Here is a 2,613-nt window from a genome sequence, read left to right as displayed (position 1 = left end):
GCATCAACGCGGCCGCCAACGGCGTGGCCGGCCGGATCGACCCGGTCTCGGCCGACCTCCTCGGGACCCGACCGGAGGCCGACCTCGTGCTCGCCGCCGACGTGTTCTACGAGCGCGACCTCGCCCAGGCGGTGACCGCCTGGCTCATCGACCTGCAGGCGGGCGGGGTGACGGTGCTGATCGGCGACCCGGGGCGCACCTACCTGCCGCGCGAGCGCCTGGAATGCCTGGCGACCTACGCGGTGCCGGTCTCCCGCGCCCTCGAAGACGCCGAGATCAAGCAGAGCCACGTCTGGCGGTTGCGGGGGTGAGACGATGGCCGGCGCGTCGCGCGTCCAATCGATCCGGCCGCGGCATCGAGGCTTCATCCGCGGCCGGAATGCGTTACCGTGCGGCCGGACCGCGAGATGCGGGCGCGCCTTCGAAAGATGCGTCGCCGGGCGCTCGGCGGGCTCGGGATTTGCGCGTGTCCCGCCTCCGGGCGCGCGGCGTCTGAAAGAACATGTCCAGGTGAGCGTCGAGTCGTGAGCGTCAAGCCGAGCCTTCCCCGTGTCGTCGCCTTCTCCGGAAGTGCCAAACGACCGTCGCGGACCCGCGATCTCGTGACGGCGGTCGGCGCCGAGCTCGGGCGGCTGCGCCGGATCGAGCTGACGGTCTTCGATCTGGTCGATGCCGGCCCGGGCATCGGGGCGTCCCTGCGCGCGGACCTGCCCCTGCCGGCGGCCCACCTGATCGCGGCGATCGAGGGCGCGGACGCGCTGATCGTCGGGACGCCGGTCTACCAGGGCGGCTATGCCGGGCTGTTCAAGCACGTGTTCGACTTCGTCGATCCGGCGCGGATGGCGGGCATGCCGGTGGTGCTCACCGCCACGGGCGGCGGCCTGCGTCACGCCCTTGTGGTCGAGCACGGCCTGCGCCCGCTGTTCGGCTTCTTCGCGGCCCACGTCGCACCGACTTCGGTCTATGCCGGCCCCGAGGACATGGCGGACGGACAGATCACCGACGCGACCGTGGCCGCCCGCCTCGCCACGGCCGCGGTGGAATTGGCCGCGCTGCTGGACGTGGCGCGGGCGATCGACGCCGGCGCGGCGGCCTGACGCGGGAACGTCCCGCGTTTGCAGAGGATCCGGAGCGGTTCTACACCGTCAGCCTGGCATCGTTCCAAACCGTGATCGGGCCCGGCGTCGGCTGACGGCGCCTTCCCGTTCAAGCCCGCGGTGGACGAGGCCCATCCGCGAGGGATCATGGCAGGTTCAACCAACTCGGCCGGCAGGAAGGCGGACCGGAAGGCGGGCACGCCGCTTCCCGCCACCTACGTCACGGCGTCCGGCCTGCCGCGCCACCATCCGGTGTCGCAGGCGCTGCACTGGGTCACGGCGGCCCTGGCGCTGGCGGTCCTGCCCCTCGCCTGGGTGGCGGTGAGCCTGCCGCCGGACCCCGCCAAGGGCAGCCTGTTCGTGCTGCACAAGTCGGTCGGGCTGACGATCCTGGCGATCGTGGTCCTGCGGATCGTCTGGCGCATGATCCGGCCGGCGCCGCCGGATCCCCAGGCGCCACGGCTGCTGACGCTGATCGGCCGCGTCAACCATTGGCTGCTCTACGCCATCTTCCTGATCATGCCGATCAGCGGCTACCTGCTGAGCGCGCTCTCGGGACGGTCCACGCCGTATTTCTGGCTGTTCACCATCCCGGGCCTGACCAAGGACGACGGCGCGCAGAAGATCGCCGAGTCGATCCACCTCGTCGGGCAATGGTTCGTCTACGCCCTGGTGCTGCTGCACATCGCCGGAACGGCCTGGCACCTCGTGATCCGCCGGGACGGCCTGCTGGAGCGGATGCTCCCGGTCCAGGACGGGCGCGGATCGCGATAATCAATCGACCCGGCGCAGCACGAAGGTGGTGCCGACCTCGGGCTCGCGCCGCCACCGACCGTCGCCGCTCGGCACCAGGTCGATGGTGTGGCCGCGCTTGGCGGTGAGCGTCATGCGGCCGTTGGCGTAGCGCCAGCGGACGGGATCGAACACTTCGAGCCCGCCATCGTGGCAGCCCGGGACCACGTGGACGCCGCCGCCGGCCCCGTCGAGGGTGATCCGGCAGGTGTCGCGCTCCTGGAATCGGTCGAGGGCGTAGGTGCCCGGCGCGGGCCCCGGCGCCGCCGTGGCGGTCGCGGCCGTGGTGCGCTGCAGTTCGGCGGGCACCGACGGCGCCGTCTGCAGCGGAGCGTTCGTCGCGGGCGCCGCCTCGATCCCCGCGATGGCGGGGGGAGCGGGCGGGCGCATCGCCGCGATGTCGAGGGGCACCAGGCTGTAGGTCTCGCCGCCGTCCGGCTTGGCGACGAGGCTGCGCTGGTCCGGACGCCGGACGAATTCGAGGATCGGGCGGACGTTCCGGTCGACCAGGCGCACGCCCCGGTCGCTGAACAACCAGCCGGCGACGCCGTTCACGACCGGCAGGGCGCGCCGGCACCCGGCCGGGAAGCTGATCCTCTGGCCGGACTCGCCGTTCTCGCTCCGCAGGGTCATGACGCAGCGGCGGTTTGTGCCATCGCGCGACAGGTCCCAGGTCCCCGGCACCTCGTTGAGCCGCTCGGGGAGGCTCGGCGGGGCAGGGGGG

3 protein-coding genes and 1 pseudogene are annotated in these 2,613 nt (G+C 72.6%); 3 read left to right on the top strand and 1 reads right to left on the bottom strand.

The genetic code is table 11. The features are described 5' to 3' along the window. The 3 genes and pseudogenes from FV228_RS26445 to FV228_RS26435 all read left to right on the top strand — a co-directional run. A pseudogene (locus FV228_RS26445) lies at positions 1–311 on the top strand (methyltransferase); the annotation flags it as partial. 213 nt (positions 312–524) lie between these two features. Then, positions 525–1,097, top strand: a complete 573-nt coding sequence (locus FV228_RS26440) for an NAD(P)H-dependent oxidoreductase (RefSeq protein WP_238262530.1) — start codon at positions 525–527, stop codon at positions 1,095–1,097. A 147-nt stretch (positions 1,098–1,244) separates the two neighbouring features. Then, positions 1,245–1,871 carry a cytochrome b gene (locus FV228_RS26435; protein WP_147857241.1) on the top strand — a complete coding sequence of 209 codons (627 nt, stop codon included), beginning with the start codon at positions 1,245–1,247 and terminating at the stop codon, positions 1,869–1,871. Here the strand turns inward: FV228_RS26435 and FV228_RS26430 are convergent. Then, positions 1,872–2,613 (bottom strand): AprI/Inh family metalloprotease inhibitor (locus FV228_RS26430; protein WP_246689879.1); only part of this gene is annotated, 742 nt, incomplete at its 5' end. It lies immediately after the preceding gene.

Origin of the sequence: Methylobacterium sp. WL18 (assembly GCF_008040015.1) — a bacterium.
In the GTDB taxonomy this organism is placed as follows: domain Bacteria; phylum Pseudomonadota; class Alphaproteobacteria; order Rhizobiales; family Beijerinckiaceae; genus Methylobacterium; species Methylobacterium mesophilicum.
Note: the sequence above shows the minus strand (reverse complement) of the source record. Positions and strands in the feature narration are given on the sequence as shown.

What these genes read in the sequence shown, in the direction of transcription:
- FV228_RS26435 (WP_147857241.1), top strand. Translation starts at nt 1,245, where the DNA reads ATGGCAGGTTCAACCAACTCGGCCGGCAGGAAGGCGGACCGGAAGGCG.